At 40.4% G+C, this 17,063-nt stretch carries 18 protein-coding genes; 5 read left to right on the top strand and 13 right to left on the bottom strand.

Annotated elements, in window-relative coordinates:
- Positions 1-9: 9 nt before the first annotated feature.
- Positions 10-387: an ArsR/SmtB family transcription factor gene (locus ACXAFV_RS16465; RefSeq protein ID WP_475128072.1), complete on the bottom strand. Its 378-nt coding sequence runs from the start codon at positions 385-387 to the stop codon at positions 10-12.
- Positions 388-562: 175 nt separating this feature from the next.
- Between ACXAFV_RS16465 and ACXAFV_RS16470 the strand changes: the two genes are divergently transcribed.
- Positions 563-886, top strand: a complete 324-nt coding sequence (locus ACXAFV_RS16470) for a YnfA family protein (RefSeq protein WP_475128073.1) — start codon at positions 563-565, stop codon at positions 884-886.
- A gap of 35 nt (positions 887-921) precedes the next feature.
- Here ACXAFV_RS16470 and ACXAFV_RS16475 read toward each other — a convergent pair whose 3' ends face one another.
- Positions 922-1,350: a disulfide oxidoreductase gene (locus ACXAFV_RS16475; protein WP_475128074.1), complete on the bottom strand. Its 429-nt coding sequence runs from the start codon at positions 1,348-1,350 to the stop codon at positions 922-924.
- Entirely contained in the window at positions 1,350-2,021 is a 672-nt protein-coding gene (locus ACXAFV_RS16480) for a DsbA family protein (RefSeq protein ID WP_475128075.1), read from the bottom strand. Before ACXAFV_RS16480 ends, ACXAFV_RS16475 begins: the two co-directional genes overlap by 1 nt.
- Positions 2,022-2,229: 208 nt before the next feature.
- Between ACXAFV_RS16480 and ACXAFV_RS16485 the strand changes: the two genes are divergently transcribed.
- Positions 2,230-2,757: an N-acetyltransferase family protein gene (locus ACXAFV_RS16485; protein ID WP_475128077.1), complete on the top strand. Its 528-nt coding sequence runs from the start codon at positions 2,230-2,232 to the stop codon at positions 2,755-2,757.
- Between the two features lie 88 nt (positions 2,758-2,845).
- Here the strand turns inward: ACXAFV_RS16485 and ACXAFV_RS16490 are convergent, their stop codons facing one another.
- From ACXAFV_RS16490 to ACXAFV_RS16510, 5 genes are all read right to left on the bottom strand, one after another.
- On the bottom strand, positions 2,846-3,370 hold the full coding sequence (locus ACXAFV_RS16490) for a GNAT family N-acetyltransferase (RefSeq protein ID WP_475128078.1): 525 nt from the start codon (positions 3,368-3,370) through the stop codon (positions 2,846-2,848).
- Between the two features lie 87 nt (positions 3,371-3,457).
- Positions 3,458-3,598: a hypothetical protein gene (locus ACXAFV_RS16495; protein ID WP_475128080.1), complete on the bottom strand. Its 141-nt coding sequence runs from the start codon at positions 3,596-3,598 to the stop codon at positions 3,458-3,460.
- A 324-nt stretch (positions 3,599-3,922) separates the two neighbouring features.
- The gene (locus tag ACXAFV_RS16500) at positions 3,923-5,605 is read right to left on the bottom strand and encodes an acyl-CoA dehydrogenase family protein (RefSeq protein ID WP_475128082.1); all 1,683 of its coding nucleotides are present in this window, start codon (positions 5,603-5,605) and stop codon (positions 3,923-3,925) included.
- Positions 5,602-7,122, bottom strand: coding sequence for a class I adenylate-forming enzyme family protein (locus ACXAFV_RS16505; RefSeq protein WP_475128084.1), 1,521 nt, complete (start codon positions 7,120-7,122; stop codon positions 5,602-5,604). Before ACXAFV_RS16505 ends, ACXAFV_RS16500 begins: the two co-directional genes overlap by 4 nt.
- Positions 7,123-7,503: a MerR family transcriptional regulator gene (locus tag ACXAFV_RS16510; RefSeq protein WP_475128086.1), complete on the bottom strand. Its 381-nt coding sequence runs from the start codon at positions 7,501-7,503 to the stop codon at positions 7,123-7,125.
- Between the two features lie 175 nt (positions 7,504-7,678).
- On the opposite strand from ACXAFV_RS16510, the gene ACXAFV_RS16515 reads away from it, so the two are divergent.
- Positions 7,679-8,629, top strand: a complete 951-nt coding sequence (locus tag ACXAFV_RS16515; protein ID WP_475128088.1) for a nucleoside hydrolase — start codon at positions 7,679-7,681, stop codon at positions 8,627-8,629.
- Between the two features lie 204 nt (positions 8,630-8,833).
- Here the strand turns inward: ACXAFV_RS16515 and ACXAFV_RS16520 are convergent, their stop codons facing one another.
- The 5 genes from ACXAFV_RS16520 to ACXAFV_RS16540 form a co-directional block, all read right to left on the bottom strand.
- Entirely contained in the window at positions 8,834-9,208 is a 375-nt protein-coding gene (locus ACXAFV_RS16520; RefSeq protein ID WP_475128089.1) for a hypothetical protein, read from the bottom strand.
- 289 nt (positions 9,209-9,497) lie between these two features.
- Entirely contained in the window at positions 9,498-10,031 is a 534-nt protein-coding gene (locus ACXAFV_RS16525) for a GNAT family N-acetyltransferase (RefSeq protein ID WP_475128090.1), read from the bottom strand.
- 159 nt (positions 10,032-10,190) lie between these two features.
- A complete protein-coding gene (locus ACXAFV_RS16530) occupies positions 10,191-11,369 on the bottom strand; it encodes a TraB/GumN family protein (protein ID WP_475128092.1) in 1,179 nt (392 codons plus the stop codon).
- Between the two features lie 209 nt (positions 11,370-11,578).
- A complete protein-coding gene (locus ACXAFV_RS16535; protein WP_475128093.1) occupies positions 11,579-14,758 on the bottom strand; it encodes a DEAD/DEAH box helicase in 3,180 nt (1,059 codons plus the stop codon).
- Positions 14,759-14,979: 221 nt separating this feature from the next.
- The gene (locus ACXAFV_RS16540; protein ID WP_475128095.1) at positions 14,980-15,405 is read right to left on the bottom strand and encodes a VOC family protein; all 426 of its coding nucleotides are present in this window, start codon (positions 15,403-15,405) and stop codon (positions 14,980-14,982) included.
- Positions 15,406-15,657: 252 nt separating this feature from the next.
- Here ACXAFV_RS16540 and ACXAFV_RS16545 point away from each other — a divergent pair, with 252 nt between their 5' ends.
- A complete protein-coding gene (locus tag ACXAFV_RS16545) occupies positions 15,658-16,083 on the top strand; it encodes a hypothetical protein (protein ID WP_475128096.1) in 426 nt (141 codons plus the stop codon).
- Between the two features lie 143 nt (positions 16,084-16,226).
- Entirely contained in the window at positions 16,227-17,039 is an 813-nt protein-coding gene (locus ACXAFV_RS16550) for an STAS domain-containing protein (RefSeq protein ID WP_475128509.1), read from the top strand.
- The last annotated feature ends 24 nt before the right edge of the window (positions 17,040-17,063 follow it).

A 17,063-nucleotide genomic window follows, 5' to 3' on the forward strand; every position in this document is an offset into this window, starting at 1 on the left:
CGGTGATTTTTAGTGATGTCTCGCATGATGGATCGTTTGCTGAAGCATGTTCATCACATGATCATCATCAGCAGAATAATAAAGAGTTGTACCTTCACGTCTGTATTTGACCAATCGAAGATTCTTCAAGAACCGTAATTGATGTGAGACGGTTGTTTGAAGAAGTGACAGTCTTCCCGCAATTTCATTGACTGAATGCTCCTTTTGGGCTAATAAATGCAGTATTTTCACCCTGGTCGGTTCAGACAACGCTTTGAATGTTTGGGTGACGATAAAAAGAGTTTCTTCATCAATTTCCACGCAATCTTCATGACAATCTTCTTGATTGCTGGCTGGCTCTCCCTTTTTTAACTCGACTAATTTATCTTCATTATTATTTTTTCCCATGGAGTCACTCCTATTCCTCTTCAATATATGACAATATGTTCATGTATTATATTTTAATCATAAAAAAAGTACATGCAGCTGTCAAATATAATATTATAGGGTTTACAGGATATGTTCTCACAGTCACCTTTGATATACTTTTACCAATGCTATTTTATGAAAGGTAGTGTTCAACATGTTGACTGCCATTGTTTTATTTATCATCGCAGGGCTGGCGGAAATTGGCGGCGGATATCTAGTCTGGCTTTGGCTGAGAGAAAATGCTTCACCTTGGTACGGGGTATTCGGGAGCTTGATCCTGGTGCTTTACGGAATTATTCCAACACTGCAGAACTTCCCGGCCTTCGGGAGAGTATATGCTGCATACGGTGGAGTGTTTATCGTCCTGGCAATTCTGTGGGGCTGGTGGATTGATAAAAATACTCCTGATGTATACGATTTTATCGGTGCTGCTATATGTATGATCGGTGTGTCCGTTATTTTATGGGCACCAAGATAAAGAAAAGCTGAAGTTATGACAACTTCAGCTTTTCTTTATTGTTTGGATTTTGTCCAAAGGAAAGTAAATATAGTGATTAAAGTAAATGCAGTCAATGCCAGAAATGGAATCGTGATAAAGCCCAGCCAATTGATATATTCAGCATTACACGGAACGCCGCTTGCACATGGCTTGATGCCCCCGAATCCTGGCACTTTCTGCTCCATATAGTGAAGGACTGAAATGATTCCTCCGAATATGGAAATTGGAAGGACGATTTTCTTTAAGCTTACGTCATTTTGGAAAGTGGCCACCCCGAGTATCAGAGTTAACGGATACATGAAAATACGCTGATACCAGCATAGTGCACACGGAATAAACCCTTTCACTTCACTGAAATATAAGCTTCCCAAAGTGGCAGTAATTGAAACGAGCCAAGCAGCATACATGAACAGTTGGGTTTTATCAATCTTTTCCCCGTTCATTACTCCTGACCTTCTTCGATAAGAGATTTAATTCTTTCATAGTCATATGGATCTTCTAATTTTGTACCGTTAATAATAATTGTTGGTGTTTGCTCGACGTTAAATTCTTCTACCAGATTTGTATCGATGTTAAGCTGATCTTTTGCTTCTTCACCTTCGATATCTTTTTTCAATTGCTCAATATCCATATCTGTGGTCTTATCTGCAACTTCGATTAGCTTGTCCACCGTCACCCACGCGGCGTCATGATTTCCGCCCTGAGGTTGTTCTTTATATAATTCCTTCTGGAACTCCCAATATGAATCGGGATCATGTTTAAATACTGATTCTGCAGCTTGTGCTGCAAGGATTGATTCTTCTCCATGGAATAAAACATTTACATAGGTTAAGTTCGCTTTCCCCGTATCGATAAAGTCACTCTTTATTTTAGGATAAATCTGTTCCCCCCATGCCTTGCATGCAGGACATTTGAAATCGCCGAACTCTACAATTGATACAGGTGCATCTTCTTCACCGAGAGTCGGCTGACTTTCCGTTGATGGATGGGACTCAAGAGTTTCATCCTTTGGCTGGGCTTTATTGTTCAGCATGACAATTGCAGCTAATAGAACGGCAACCAGTAGAGTAACGATGACTAAGTATTTCATTGGTGATGCTTTTTTGGTACTCAATGCGTTCTCCTCCATTTAAATAGAAATATGCATAAGAATATCATAGCATTTTTGTAAAACACATGAGACAAAAAAACTGACAGAAATTCGACAATCAACAATATGATGCTTGTATACCTATGAATCATTCAAACAAAAAATAAAGGGAATTTCTTTGATTTTGTTGAATTTCATCTGGAACAACGCTTTAAAATGTAGAGGTGATTCCATGAATTTGCCAAATGAATGTAAAGTGACAATCCGAACCGCTCAACTTGAGGATGCACGAGCTGTATTAGCATTGCAAAAAGAGGTGGTAAAGGAAAATGATTATCTAATCACTTTATCGGAAGAGTTCAATAAAACGGAAATACAATATTGCCAATGGATTCAATCCCTGATAGAAAACAATCGAGAGACAATGTTAGTCGCAGAAATAAACGGTACAGTGGTTGGATGGATCGTATTCATGTCCCAAACCAGGAAGAGAATGTCACATACGGGGACTGCCGCCATGATGGTTGACAAAGGATACAGAAACATCGGGATTGGGCAATTATTATTAAAGGAATTAGTAAGTTGGGCAGAACAAAATCCCGAAATCGAAAAGGTTAGTTTAGGGGTATTTTCCACCAATACGAGGGCTATTGCCTTATATAAGAAAATGGGTTTTGTGGAGGAAGGACGGAAAATAAAAGAATTTAAGATAAACGAAAATGAATACTGGGATGATATCCTGATGTACAAGTTTGTTTAAATATGGTAATGGAATAATACCTAAAGAATGCCTAAAGGGACTGAAAAGCTCAGAGTTGCTCTGAGCTTCCTTAGAAACAACGTATTCATTAGATTCCAAAAGGCTCAGAATAACGAACAGTGCCGGTGACCCCATTAAGACTGCCTTTTTCTAACTCCATCGCCATAAAGTATTCATCCCCTATGTCCATTGGAGCTTTTATTGTAAACTCACTTGCCCGCTTAAATCCAAAACGAGGATAGTATGATGGATGACCTAACACGATTATTGATGTATATCCGAGATTCCTTGCACGAGCGATTCCTTCATGTATCAGAGAAGTACCAATCCCCGTTCCTTGGTAATCCGGGTGGACCGCAACTGGCGCCAAAGCGATGGAGAGAACCATCTCACCCGTATCATTTTCTATATGTATTTTGCTGAATAGAATATGTCCAGCCAGGAATCCTCGATTTGTAACCGCGACAAGTGAAAGCTCTGGAATATACGCCTCACTCTCCCGGATTTTCTCAATAAGTATCGATTCATTTTCCTTTTTAAATGATAGATCATTCACATCTTTAATTGCAGCAAAGTCATCCATTATCTCCTGTCTGATTACCACATCAACCATCCCTCAACCCCCTTTTCCAAGGCCCGTCCTTCAACACTTTAAAGTGTCGAGGGACGGGCCTTTGTCTGTATTTTAATGATAACCGATTCAGTATTCGATTTCATCATAATCTTTAGGCTGGGGTTGTGGTTCGGGCTGTACGTTCTCACTGTTTGAAATATTCTCAATGGTTTGCATGTCGCCCTTTTCTTTTAGTGGTACATCTTTATTTTGTTTTTCTTCTTTCATGGATACGCCTCTCCTTTCGTTTGAGTTGGGAATAATATGTGCAGTATAGAAGGAAAACATGCCTTGACTATTAACTATTTATTCTAAAAAGGCTCTATTGCCACACTTTGCTGCTTAACACATAAGAAAATAATTGAAGTAGTATGAAAAAATCAAAGTTGGTTACCCTTGTTACTAATAAACCCAGCCCGGAGGTGACTTCATGATTAAGAAAAACTGCACGTGCAAGCGATGTAAATGCCAAACAAAAAAAGAATGTGATTGTCCATGCTGCTGTGAAAAATAAAAAATCCCCGGGCACCCATATGCCTGGGGATTTCATTCTTATACTTTAACGTTCACCCCTACGATTTCATCGAAATATTTAAGTGATTTCATTTCTGAATCCAGCCACTCGTTCTTATTCCAAGCGTTCTCAATGAACACCTCCGCGATCATCCGCTTGCGCTCGCCTCCAAATAATGCTGCATCACCCAGCGCGATGACACTTTCATAAACTCTTGCCATGAGTTCCGCAATACGCTTGCTATGAAACGTCTGGGTGTCTTCGTCAGCACTTGCCACTTTATCCAATACGGTTTCTAAGACCGTCAATCCTTCACGAACCGTTGCTCCTAACATGCTCAACTCTTCGGGAAGTCCAGCAATCTCCTTCTTCATTTCCTTAAGAAACAACTCATGTACCCGGTGTTTCTTCATCAAGCGGAGCACTTCCAGCCCTAATATGTTAGCGGTCCCTTCCCAGACGGTCAGCACCTGTGCATCCCTCAGCAGCCGAGGAAGAATGAAATCTTCGATATACCCGTTGCCCCCATGAATTTCAATGGCTTCATGTGAAAAATGAATGGCCTGTTCTGCACTCTCCTTTTTCAATATGGCGATGAGAAGCCGAGTGAGCGCCGCATCATCTTCTGTTGTCGGAATCCCATCATTCGAGACCCGGTCAAACATTTCCACCAATCTGAATACTGCACTCGTTTCAACCTCTTGTTTAGCAGCAAGATGAACAAGGCTCTCCTTGATCATGGGATAATGCGTAAGCTTTTCTCCAAAAGCTTCGCGGTAACATGCATAGTTTCTTGCTTCCATATAGGCTCTGCGCATGATACCGATCGACGCAACCGCATTGCAGATACGCGAAAGATTCAAAGCTTCCATCATATAATAAATGCCTTTATTTAATTCACCCACAAGGTATGCCTTCGCTCCATCAAATTCAATTTCAGCAGAAGGCACGGCACGGACGCCAAGCTTATCCTTCAATCGCCGGACATGGATGCCATTCAAGCTGCCGTCCTTTTTTCTCCATGGCACTGCGAACAAGCTGAGTCCCTTTGTTCCTTCTCGAGCCCCGTCGATCCTTGCCAGTACCATGGCAACACCACACATACCTGAATTGGAGGCAAAATATTTTTCTCCATAGAGTTCATAATCCTTACCATTCTCAACGGCACGCACAACATTTGCCCCTACATCCGAGCCTCCCTGTCTCTCAGTCAGAAAAGTCGCTCCTTCATATAATTCTACTTCTCCTGTTGCCAGCACATGCTTCATGAACTTTTCTTTTACATCGTCAGATCCATATTTTTCGAGCAGCAAGGCCGTTGCCATTGTTAACGTGACTGGACAGTAAAAGCCTGGCTCGGTTTGTGACAAAAGGTATCCCTGTGCATAGGAATAAAGATAATTCCCTTTGACCCCAAGTTCGGGTATCTCTTTGTGGATATAGCCGACAATCCCTTTATTGTATGTCTCCTCAACTGTCTTCTTATATCCTTCATTCACCCAAATCTCTGAAACTTCTTCACCAAAGCGATTATATTTGATCAAGCGCGGCTGCCCTTCACGGTCTGTATGAACCGCACGTTCATCAATTTCCCCTGCACACAATTCTCCAAATTCAGTTAGTTCCCCCTCAGCCCATTTATAGAAATCATCTTTAAGATAATGGCACATTAGCTGCTGTAGGTGAGGATCCTCAAGATAAAAGTTCTCGATTTTCTTCATGATGTCACCTCACTCCCTTTTTCACACAGCACTTGCTTTAATATTTTGCCTGTAGCATTACGCGGCAATAAGTCGATACCCTCATACAGCTTCGGAATTTTATAGCTTGCGAGATTTCCCCCTAAAAATGAATTGCATTTTTCAGCTAAGCTGCTCTCATCTATCGAAGATACTATGAATGCCTTCACGGTCTCTCCCCATTCTGGATGAGGAACACCTACAACGGCAACTTCTGAAATATCAGGGTGGGCAAGCAGCGCTTCTTCAATTTCTTTCGGGTAAATGTTCACGCCACCGGAAATGATCATGTCTTTTTTTCTGTCCACGACCCAGATATAGCCTTCATCATCACGCTGTGCCATGTCACCGGTTTTCAGCCAGCCGTCTATGAATGATTCCTGTGTTTTATCAGGATCATTATAATATTCTTTCATATTTCCTTCACCATAGAGGAGGATTTCTCCAACATCCCCGGTCTCCACTGGCTCACCTTTTTCATTCACAATCTTAATTTCGGTTCCCAAGGCCCCTCTCCTGCCGATGCTTCCTGATTTCTCCTTATGTTCATTTGGAAGCAGCAGAGTCCCGCTTGGACCGGCTTCGGTCAGCCCATATACACAATTTAGTTTATCAGTGGATAATCTTACTTTGATAAACGCAATTTCTTTGGCTGACAGAGGTGCCCCACCGTATACCCAATATTCCATACTTGTGAGATTGTAAGAATCAATGTTTGGCATTTTAGCAGTAAATAAATAGGCCACAGGTGCTCCGAAGAAATGTGTTATCTTCTCTTTGTCTATCATTTTCAAGAGATTCTCAGGCGTGAAAGCAGGGGCTACGACATGTGTGCTGCCGACATACGTACCTGCTGCAAGGAATAAGTGCAGAGGAGCTGAATGGCTGAGTGGCATCATATGCAGGATTCGGCTTTCTGGTTTCATGTTGAATTCGACACACATCATGACTGCGACAGATAGAATACTTCGATACGTAAACAATACGCCCTTCGGCTGCCCGGTCGTACCTGACGTGTAGAGAATTGTAGCATCATCATCTTCACTTAATGTACAATCAATTTCTTCATCCGAACCTTCCTTTACCAGGTGTTCAAACGACCGCCACTCATCTTTACAAGCACCTGTTTTGACAGTCACCAATGAATCCGTACTTATATCCTTTACCGTCTCAAACAGCCACTCATGTACAAGAAGTGCTTTTGCATCGCTGTGATGAAGTATGTATTCCACTTCACTTTTTGTAAGCTTGGCATTCACCGGTACAATGACACCGCCAAGTCTTAGAACGGCAAAGTAACTGATAATGAATTCTTTTGTATTCGGCATAAAAAGAACAACTTTTTCACCTGTGGTAATCCCTCGTTCTTTTAAACTGGAGGCAAAGCGATTCACGTGCTCATTCAGCTCACGGTAATTTAAGATTTCCGTCTCAGACACAAAGGCCTGATGTTCAGGATATTTTCGAGCATTACGGGAAAGCAGGTTGGATAGATTCATTTACTTCTCTCCTATTCGATTCAATTTTTCCTGAAATTCATCACGAAGGTTTACAAGCTCTTTTTTCATCTCCACCAGCTCATCAATGAACGCACTCACCTCCCCAATTCGTTTATTTCCATAATCGATCGTACGCTCCAGCTGTTTCTTCCCACTGCGGTCCTCATCAAAAAGGAGCACCATTTCCTTGATTTCATCCAAGGAAAAACCGAAACGTTTTCCTCGGAAAATAAGTTTCAGCTTCGTCACATCTTTCTTCGTGTAGATTCTTCTTCCTGAACTAGTCCTGGAAGGGTCGAGTAGATATAACTCTTCATAATAACGGATTGTGCGTGTCGTCACGCCAAACCTTTCAGCAAGTTGGCTAATCGTATAATTCATATGGGATCATCTCGTTTTAAGAATATTTCGATAGTTTTATTTTACCATTTACGTTAACGTAAAGTTCAATAGCTAAATAAAAAATATAACCACTGCCCGAGCTTTTTGGCATTTTAAACACAGGACAATATCTGATTCCCATATAATGAGAAAAAATCTACAGGAGTGTAGTCTTATGAAAAAGAAAGTTCTGCTATTTGCCGATGTTGGAATCGATGACATCGTTGCACTAATCTATGCATACCTAAGTGACGACATCGAAATTGTTGGAGTGGTCGCTGATTATGGGAATGTGCCAAGAGAGCGTGCAATCCAGACAGCGAATTACTTATTGATGACATATGTTCCGGAAGAAAAGCGATTTCCAATTATAGGCGGAGCGGAAATACCGATGACAGCAAAGGAACCGACATTTTACCCTGAGATACATGGTGAGTATGGATTAGGACCGATCATTCCAGAAAAATTGGGGACAACAACGGAGAACTTTTTTGAAATAGTAAATATCATTGAACAATATGATGGAGATCTGACCATTGTCAGTATCGGAAGGTTGACTTCACTCGCAACCATGTATATTCTCTACCCTGACCTCATGGGTACAGTCAAGGAAATTTATGTGATGGGCGGGGCATTTTGGGTTCCGGGAAATGTAACAGCGGTCTCAGAAGCGAACTTTTATTCAGACCCGGTTGCGGCAAGACTGGTGATGAACTATGCGGATAAATTAACTATCATTCCTCTGAATGTCACAGACTATGCCATCGTCACGCCTGAAATGGTGGACTATATCGACTCCAAAGGGAGAACAGAGCTCTTAAAACCCCTTCTTGATTACTATTATGCTTTCTACAAAGAACGAAATCCTGACATAAAAGGAAGTCCGGTGCACGATGCAATTACCCTTATGGCCCCTCTTAATGAAGATATGTTTACCTTCAGGGAACTTCCTGTTTTTATCGTGACAACTGAAGACCGTATAAATCAAGGGCAAAGCATCACTGATATCAGGCCGTATATTAAGTTTGAGAATAATGTAAAAAAGCACCGCATTGCATTCGGATTTGATTATAAGAAATTCTATAATCGCTTCATGTCACTCATGACGGGAGAAGTCTTTGAATGAGCCTAGAGCTCAAGGACTCTCTCCCTTTTTATTGGGATTTTTTCACCCATTGATAACGTGAAAATTACTTGTAGAGTTAGAATACATATGAATGTGGAAGGCCACGCTATAAAGGGAAAGACCGCTGTCGTAAAATTTCAGGGATAAGGGATAGTAATCTAAAAATAATCAAAGAAGGGAGACAGCTTTTCTCCCTTCTTGATATTACTCACCGAGTGTCTGATCGCTCTTTAAGGCAGGTGAGGCTTGATTGTGTTTACTTGTTGAGTTTGTTGAAAAATTCATCTTTGAAGTATCTTGTGGTACTAATTCATCTGCAAATTCTGTAATGCCAGCTGCGTATGGCTGATTTGTCTGTTGGAACTTATTTTGAAAATTATTCGCTAAGCTTTGTAATGGTTCAAACGAATTCGCCGACAATCTACCTCTTGTAATGGCATAAACAGATGCCAGCAAAGATGCACCCAAGAGTGACCATAGCAATGTTCCTCTATTTTTACGTCTTTTTCTCATAAATCCTGTCAATTGCATCAAATTTCTATAATTAATCAGTGATGTTAACCAACGAAAATTATTCATTCTTTTATCCCCCTTTTGTATTACAACTACCCTCCTATTATTTCTCGAATGATGAACTTTATTAGTGGAAAGTTTATCTTCCAAAAAGCATTTGGGTACAAAATCAGGACTGAATGAATACAATTAAGGTGGAAAATAATACTTTAATTAAGGAAGGAAAAAGTGAACACTATACAAAACTAATCTATACAAACTGCACGGCTTTAATCAATAATCATAAACAAGACAATCCATGTCTATAGATGAATTGATTTCATCATAGGTTTTCTTACTCTTTATTAGTATGAAGTTATTTATAGTCTTTCTTCACTATTCCATATATATCAATATCTTCAAAATGACCAGCCAATACACGATCCTCTTTCAGCACGCCTTCTCTTTTCAATCCGGCTTTATTAAGAACGGAAATCGAATTGGTATTCTTCGACATGACAGAAGCCCAAATCTTATTAAGCCCAAGATCTTCAAAACCAAACTCCATTATCCTTTTTACAGATTCCGTGGCAAAACCCATTCCCCAAAAAGGTCGCCCTATCCAGTACCCCAACTCACCTTTCAGGTTTTTTTTATCGACGCGTAACGTAATGGTTCCCACAAGTTCATCGGTTTCTTTCAGGATAACCGCCAATGGATATTCGGTGCCAGCTTCAAATAAAGCCGGCTGAATATCTATCCAGTCAAGGGCATGTTCTAATAAATACGGTTGAGGCAAACCCAGAATTCCTCCTACTTCATTGTTGCTTGCCAGCTTTTGTATATTCGGGGCGTCACCCTTGGTGAAAGGTCTTAGTTGGAGTCTATTTGTTGAAACCGATTTGAACATTATAACCACATCCATTTTTTTGTTGTTTCACCCAGTTTACCATTTCCCTGGATACCATTGTAAAGTTATTGCTGAGTTCCTCAATATAATACGATATTAAAAATCTAACTAGAAAAAAATAAGCTGCTTTCAAATCTTGAAAGCAGCTTACTTAACATATTAAAGGTTTTCGAAGAATAATCTTATGACATCTGCTCCTCCGATAAACGTTCCCAAAGAACTCCCCAGGTTGGCTAATACAACGATTAATAATACTCGAGTCACTTTATTGGACCAGAATCCCTTCACACTTAACACATCTTCAGACAATCGATCGAAGTCTGCAACATTCGGGCGCTTAAAGTAAGCCTGGACCGCACCAGCAAACCATCCGGCTGCAAGCAGTGGATTGAGCGAGGTGATAGGGGCTGCAATAAACGCGGTTAGGATGGCTAAAGGATGTCCGAATGCAATTGCCACTCCCAGAGCAGAAAAGCCTCCATTCCATAATATCCAGCTGACTGACTGCTGCATACCTGCATCAGGATTAGAAATGAATGTATACGCAATGAGTGCCAATATGAATACGGGAATCCCCCACCCTATGATCTTAGGTAGTCTGGATTTTGGCGGTCTTTCATTTAATCGATCAAGATTATGTTCTTTCCTGATTTCCTCTATAATTCCAGGGACATGCGCAGCACCCAGCACCGCTACAATTTTCTTACCTGGAGCTTCTTTTATCTTTTGAGAAAGGTATTGATCACGTTCATCGATCAACGGTTTCTTCAAACGAGGGAATGTTTCTGTGAATTCATTTAGCATCCCTTCAAGCATATCCTTCGATTTAAGCTTTTCAAGCTCTTCTTCTGAAATACTGTCGTTACTAAAAATGCTGTAGATGATTTGCATAAGTAATTTTGCTTTTCCAGTAAACCCTACATTGCTCCAGATTCGTGAAAACGTCACTTGGATATTCCGGTCAGCAAGGACAAGTTCCGCTCCTGTTTCCTTTGCAGACTCAATCCCTTGGATCATTTCCTGACCAGCTTGTATGCCAAGCTGTTTCGCCATTCTTTTTTGGAAAGAAGAAATCGCCAAGTTCATCAATAAGAATGTTGCTTTACGATCTTTTATCACTTTAAAAATATCCGTTTCCTTCCACTTGTCCCCTTGCATAATTGATTGGTATCTTTGTTCATCCAGCTCTACACACACGGAATCGGGCTGTTCTCTTTCAATGACTTCCTTAACTTGTTCTGCGCTCTTTTTTGATACATGGGCAGTGCCGATCAGTATGTATTCTTTACCATCCAGGTTCAATCTTGTTATGTTTTGTTCTTCAATTTCTATAGACATCGGGTACCTTCCTTTTCAGGATAATATATAGATCTTCAATCTTTAATTATTTTACCATTAATATAAACATTTACCTGAAAACTTTTTTGCATTTTTATTACTCTCTTGATTTTGGACTGTTTAACAACCACTATTAATTCCCGTACAAGAATTCGTCCCATGCTGCCTTGCACTACTCTTAACCACCTGACTTTTTACACACAACATTATTAATAGTTGTCTATCATTAAAATCTCCTTGATGTCTCTTTCGCTGAGGTAAGTCCCCTTTCCCTCAGCCGGATCAATGATTTCTTCGATCAGATTTCTCTTTTTCTCCTGAAGTTCATTGATTTTTTCCTCAATCGTCCCCCTGGCGACCAATTTGATTACCTGTACCACATTCTCCTGTCCCATACGATGAGCGCGGTCAGCAGCCTGTTCTTCTACTGCAGGATTCCACCAAGTATCATACAGGATGACTGTGTCTGCACTATGAAGATTGAGTCCTGTCCCCCCAGCTTTTAGGGAGATAAGAAAGATGTCCCGTTCCCCTTTGTTGTATCGATTACACAAGTTCAGCCGTTCTTCGGAAGGTGTTTCTCCATCCAGGTAAAAAAACGATGAGTTTATTTGTGCCAGCTCCCTTCCGATCAGTTGGAGCATTTTAGTGAATTGTGAGAAAATCAGGACTCTCCTTCCAGACTTTTGGGATTCTTCAAGAATCTCCAATAGATGCTCCAATTTGGCGGAGCCTCCTTTATAATTATCTACAAATAATGCAGGGTGGCAGCATAATTGCCTCAATCTTGTGATGCCTGCCAGGATTTTGATTTTGTTTTTTCGCAGTGTATGTTTGTCCAGGTGCTTAAGTGTATCGTGACGCAATTTAGCAAGGTAGGCAGCATAGAGTTTCTTCTGATCGGGAAGCAGTTCGACTGTTTCCCGTGTTTCAATTTTTTCGGGAAGTTCATCAAGTACGTCTTCTTTCACTCTTCGCAGCATGAATGGCTGGATCCTGCGTGCAATTGTTTTACGGGTCAGTTGGCTGTAATCCTTCAGTCCAAGGAATAGCTGAGGAAAAACCACATGATAGATCGACCATAATTCCTCAATTGAATTTTCAACCGGCGTCCCGGTGAGTGCGAATCGGTGACTGGCCTGAATTCTTTTAACTGATCGAGCCGTTTGGGTCACAGGATTTTTAAAAGCCTGGGCTTCATCGAAAAACACAGCAGAAAAGTTCTGTTTTTCAAACCAATGGATGTCCTGACGAACGATTGGATAAGATGTGATGACAGCATCCACCTTCGAAATATCTGATTGCAGTCTTGTCCTATCCGTTTTGTTTCCGTCAAGAACCACCGCTTCAATGTCCGGTGTGAATTTAACAAATTCACTTAACCAGTTATATGTCAGTGAAGAAGGACATATAATCAGTGCGGGTGCTTGCTCTTCTCTGATTTCATCCAGGATAGACTGGATGAATGTGATGCTCTGCACAGTTTTACCAAGTCCCATGTCATCTGCGAGAATGCCACCGAATCCATAATGAGCAAGCGTCTTTAACCATTGATAGCCTCTCTTTTGGTAATCTCTAAGGTTATCAGCAAGGTTAACCGGAACCTTGAATTCTAAGCTGCCTGGGTTACGGAGGGTGGCGAGGAACTCCCTGAATGATTTTTCAATCTTAAACCCCTGGCTTCCATCGACATTATCAAGAAGTTCGAGACATTGATTCATAGGTAGTTCGAGTCCAGTTGCCAGAGATGCTGAATCAACCTCCGCTCTCTGGAGGAAACGCTGGATTTCCTGGGCTTCCTTTGTCTCCAAAGACATCAGAGAGCCATTCCGCAATCGATAATATTTCCTTTTTTCTTCAAGAGCTGAAAGCAATTCATATACGTCCCTCTCAGGGATACCATCCATATCGAATTTGAATTCGAGCCAATTGGTCCTCTCTCTTTTCACCTTTACTCTGATTTGCGGTTTTGCATTCCCTCGGAATATTCGATTCCTGACAGCAGTAGTAGCATAGATACGAACGATTTGTTCAAGCTTAGGCAATTGATAATAAAGAAAATCGAATTCCAATTCTTCATTGTGAAGAAAATAGCCGCCTTCAGTTTTAGCAAAGGAACTATTCTCCATGTGGGATAAGATGAGTTCTTCCTTTTCGATATCCCTGATGACCAAAGAACCCGTTGGAATATCGTTCTCGTCCAATGGGTTTATGACGTTATGGTCGTATTGAAACTCAAGTCCGGCGAGCAGCTTATTATTTACCCGATCTAAGTAGAGTTTTGCGACCAAGTGAGATTTCATAAACTGATCAGACAACGAATTTGAAATCCTTACCTCTCCAAGTTTCTTGAGATGAGGAGCCACTTTTTCTAAAAAAAAACCGATTTTGTCTTTTGGAATGACTATTTCATTCGTGTTGGATCCATCAAGCATTGCTTGTAATTCGGCAAGTCGGATGCAGTCAGTCTCATTTAATTTAACTAAATTCCCGTTGTGAAGGACGGAATTGTAAGGGTTTAATAAAACCATTCCCGATAGCCCAATAATATTTAAGGTATATTGGCTTCCCCATGAAACGTCAAAATAAAATTTCAAAGGTAATGTTTTATGAGATTGCTGGATACCGTCGAACTTTTTTTCATAATACTCCACCTTAACGTCTGAAACTTTTACTAGTATAGGAAGAATGACTTCCCATGAAGATGGCGGCAGGATTAGTGTATCTTTGGCTGTTTGGCCTTCCCCGTTCAAATCGCCTATGTAGATTCGTTCATCGACCAGTACTTTGATCAGCGCTCTCACTAGAGCGTCTGTTTCTCTGGTAAAAAAATACCTCCGTGGTGTATAAGTAAAGGTTTCAGAGACCTTGAAAGGACTTCCTTCTTTGATTGTGTTCAAGAATGCTCGTATATCTCTTATCTTATGGTTGTTCAGGAGGATTTGAATACCTATTAGATTCTGACCATCGACGATTGAGACAGGCTGACATGTAAAAGCTGCATTGACGCCTTCCCTTGTTTCAAAATGACGCTGTTCTCCACTTGAAAGACTTTCTTTATGGTTGAACAAAGAGAAAAAACCTTCAGTCAAATCCTGTCCGGATGTCTGCTGTTTCCGCTGAATGGCTATCAATACTGCAGCGACATGCTGACAAGAAAGGTCATATGAAGAAAGTTTTGGGCAGCTGCAGTCAGTTTGCAAATCACTTTGACCGTCTAATTTGACGAGGACTTCAAACTTTTCGGCACCGTGTACCGTAGCTCTGCAGTGAATTTCACTATGCTCTTCTATGATGACTTTATTCGTTCGGACGTAAGTTTCCCCCCTCTTGAAGGAGACCTTCCCGCACATATCCTGAATGATTGTAGGATTTAACTTAAAATTCATGTTTCTCTCCTTCTTTTTGTTAGTAACGAATATTGGATAGGTTGATTGTATCATATTTTAGGACAAAGGCTTATTCAGTTTTTATCGGACAAAGCAATACTCTCGGAAAATATAAAGAGCCAGCCTCCATTTGAACTGGAGGTGGCTCTTTTAGCTATTATGTATGGTTCTAGGTTAGATTGAGGAGTGTGGGTGACGCATACGATAATGATTTAATGAAATTACTTACCCTCACCAGTATAAATCTGGAATGTCACACCAAATTTATCTATTACGCAGCCGTAAAGCGGGCTGAAGAATGTTTTCTGTAAAGGCATCGTTACTTCCCCGTCTTGTTTTAAACCATCAAATAGTTTCTGAGATTTTTCTGGGTCGCTGGTTGTGATACATAGTGTTACTTGGCTTCCTGCCGAGTGAGGCTGCCCAGGGAATGTATCACTGAACATCAATTCAGATTCACCGATTTTTATCGTTGCATGCATGATACGGTCTTTTGCTTCTTCCGGCAGAGGAAACTCCGGATCTTCCGGGCTTTCACCAAAAGTCTGTGTGTAAAGAATCTCTGCATCCAAGGCTTCCTTGTAAAAATTGATTGCTTCGTGTGCATTTCCATCCATCACTAAATAAGGAAAAACTTGTACTGTCATCTTAATCAGCTCCTAAATAGAATCATTGCGTTTTCACTGCATTCCCAAACCGAATATCCTGAAAAATTAATCAAATTTCTACCATCACCCACTACTTACTAATCATAATGGATAGAACGAATGTTCGCAATATGATTATTGGATTATTTTTCTTTTTTAAAAAAATCTATTACTTCCCGACAAGAATGGTCTATCAATATAAACTTTCTAATAGGTATTAATTAAGACATTTCATACCTGGAGGTGCTCTTTATGTACGGTACCGTTGAGGTCCTTCCATTAGAAAAAATGATCGGCTATGATGATCTATATGCAGATCCACTTGGTTCGAGCCGGATGAAGGCTGGAATGGTAAAAAGGATTTGTTTTCGCCTATATGAGGATTCTTCATTTATTACGTATGATATTGAAGGAGGCTTTACGAAGTATGTAAATGTGGAAGACTGTTTATCCTCTTCTACTATTGATAGGGATACACGGTCATTTGAAACTGTATATGAACTGAAGGAAACTGTAATGATCGAAATTGCCGGTTTGAAACGAGCTGCAGCAGTGGAATCTATCGAAGTGAGTTGGAAAGACGATTCGTGTATTGTCAGTTATGGGGTAAGGGACGAAACAGAAACGGTTTATTATGGGATATCTGAAAAATTATTGGTGAAATGGAATCAAGCCTAATGATAAAAAGCCTTTAAAAAAGGCCGGCTCGTTTTTTTCACTACCTTTTAATAGAAAGGGTCCAGTTTCTATAAAAGACGAAATATTCATTTTATGTTACTATATTTTTTAAAAGCCGACAGGGGGAATGCTTTTTGTTAAATATGGAAAACACGGAAACGAAGGATATTGCTGATGCCATTCTCAGCTTAAAAGAAAAAATGATAGAACAACGTGCTGTAGACAATCAAGATAACTACTCAATCAATATCAGTAATGATTTAAATGTATGGCGGCATAACCTTATTGATATTTATGCTCAATCTATTACGGACGATCTTAAAACCTCATATGAAAATTTAAAAAAATGGGGTGAGCAGGCGGTCAATTTATTAATAGACTTAGAGCTTCCTCTGGATATTGCAATTGAAGAGATTAGAAATTACAGAGATCGAATTGGTGAAATTATCAGGGACGAAGCTGAAAAGCAGCAGCTTTCATATATAGAGTTTTACAATGTTCTTTCACAATTTAATTCTGTTGTCGATCGTGCCGTTCACTGGCTTAGCATTTCTTACAGTAAAAAATATTATTCAAGGATCCACGCAGCTGAATCAGTTGCATTGGAACTGTCTGTACCTGTCATCAAAGTCACGGATACCATTGGGATCCTACCATTGGTCGGTGATATTGATACAAAGCGTGCCCATGAATTAATGGATAAAGCGTTGATAAAAGGATCTGAACTGGGACTCGATCATATCATATTAGACTTATCAGGGATTCCGATCATCGATACAATGGTAGCTGACCGAATTTTCAAAGTGATCGAAGCTCTTGGGCTTTCAGGCATCAGTGCCAACTTAACTGGAATAAGACCAGAAATTGCCCAAACCATGATTAACCTAGGCATAAATATTTCAAATATCCCTATCTATTCAAGTCTTCATATTGCGATGAAATCTCTTCAGGAGTAGTAAGTATAAAGAAAGGGAGTCCCA

This window comes from Rossellomorea sp. ABR4_012 (assembly GCF_056159545.1).

What these genes read in the sequence shown, in the direction of transcription:
- ACXAFV_RS16465 (WP_475128072.1), bottom strand. Translation starts at nt 387, where the DNA reads ATGGGAAAAAATAATAATGAAGATAAATTAGTCGAGTTAAAAAAGGGA.
- ACXAFV_RS16470 (WP_475128073.1), top strand. Translation starts at nt 563, where the DNA reads ATGTTGACTGCCATTGTTTTATTTATCATCGCAGGGCTGGCGGAAATT.
- ACXAFV_RS16475 (WP_475128074.1), bottom strand. Translation starts at nt 1,350, where the DNA reads ATGAACGGGGAAAAGATTGATAAAACCCAACTGTTCATGTATGCTGCT.
- ACXAFV_RS16485 (WP_475128077.1), top strand. Translation starts at nt 2,230, where the DNA reads ATGAATTTGCCAAATGAATGTAAAGTGACAATCCGAACCGCTCAACTT.
- ACXAFV_RS16490 (WP_475128078.1), bottom strand. Translation starts at nt 3,370, where the DNA reads ATGGTTGATGTGGTAATCAGACAGGAGATAATGGATGACTTTGCTGCA.
- ACXAFV_RS16495 (WP_475128080.1), bottom strand. Translation starts at nt 3,598, where the DNA reads ATGAAAGAAGAAAAACAAAATAAAGATGTACCACTAAAAGAAAAGGGC.
- ACXAFV_RS16500 (WP_475128082.1), bottom strand. Translation starts at nt 5,605, where the DNA reads ATGAAGAAAATCGAGAACTTTTATCTTGAGGATCCTCACCTACAGCAG.
- ACXAFV_RS16505 (WP_475128084.1), bottom strand. Translation starts at nt 7,122, where the DNA reads ATGAATCTATCCAACCTGCTTTCCCGTAATGCTCGAAAATATCCTGAA.
- ACXAFV_RS16510 (WP_475128086.1), bottom strand. Translation starts at nt 7,503, where the DNA reads ATGAATTATACGATTAGCCAACTTGCTGAAAGGTTTGGCGTGACGACA.
- ACXAFV_RS16515 (WP_475128088.1), top strand. Translation starts at nt 7,679, where the DNA reads ATGAAAAAGAAAGTTCTGCTATTTGCCGATGTTGGAATCGATGACATC.
- ACXAFV_RS16520 (WP_475128089.1), bottom strand. Translation starts at nt 9,208, where the DNA reads ATGAATAATTTTCGTTGGTTAACATCACTGATTAATTATAGAAATTTG.
- ACXAFV_RS16525 (WP_475128090.1), bottom strand. Translation starts at nt 10,031, where the DNA reads ATGTTCAAATCGGTTTCAACAAATAGACTCCAACTAAGACCTTTCACC.
- ACXAFV_RS16530 (WP_475128092.1), bottom strand. Translation starts at nt 11,369, where the DNA reads ATGTCTATAGAAATTGAAGAACAAAACATAACAAGATTGAACCTGGAT.
- ACXAFV_RS16535 (WP_475128093.1), bottom strand. Translation starts at nt 14,758, where the DNA reads ATGAATTTTAAGTTAAATCCTACAATCATTCAGGATATGTGCGGGAAG.
- ACXAFV_RS16540 (WP_475128095.1), bottom strand. Translation starts at nt 15,405, where the DNA reads ATGACAGTACAAGTTTTTCCTTATTTAGTGATGGATGGAAATGCACAC.
- ACXAFV_RS16545 (WP_475128096.1), top strand. Translation starts at nt 15,658, where the DNA reads ATGTACGGTACCGTTGAGGTCCTTCCATTAGAAAAAATGATCGGCTAT.
- ACXAFV_RS16550 (WP_475128509.1), top strand. Translation starts at nt 16,227, where the DNA reads ATGGAAAACACGGAAACGAAGGATATTGCTGATGCCATTCTCAGCTTA.